1 protein-coding gene is annotated in these 334 nt (G+C 50.6%); it reads right to left on the bottom strand.

The window, feature by feature from the left end:
- On the bottom strand, nucleotides 1-325 hold a 325-nt coding region (locus PPOP_RS18030; RefSeq protein ID WP_234399895.1), incomplete at its 3' end, for an IS110 family transposase.
- Nucleotides 326-334: the final 9 nt, after the last annotated feature.

The following is a 334-nucleotide window of genomic DNA, read 5'->3' on the forward strand; positions in this document are numbered from 1 at the left end:
TCAACTTGACATTGGAAGCTTCCAGCACCTTCTGGATACGATTCTTCTCAGCCGTCAGGTTCCCGATCCGTTTTTTGCGCAAGCGTGTTAGATCACGTAGTTCCCGGAGATCTTCGGAGGGCACAAAGCTTTTTTCGATTAGGCCGACTCGCAGTAGCTTGGCGATCCTCTCCGCATCGCTAACATCGGTTTTGCGTCCAGGGACGTTTTTGATCCGCTGTGCATTAGCAAGTGCAATGTACAAATCCCGTGTCATTGTGGGAAAGGTTCGCGTTTGAGCCTGTGGCGTTTCATTGGCTTCGCCCGTCAATATACAAGCGACAATCGTTTGCTG

Origin of the sequence: Paenibacillus popilliae ATCC 14706 (assembly GCF_000315235.1) — a bacterium.
Classification (GTDB): domain Bacteria; phylum Bacillota; class Bacilli; order Paenibacillales; family Paenibacillaceae; genus Paenibacillus_B; species Paenibacillus_B popilliae.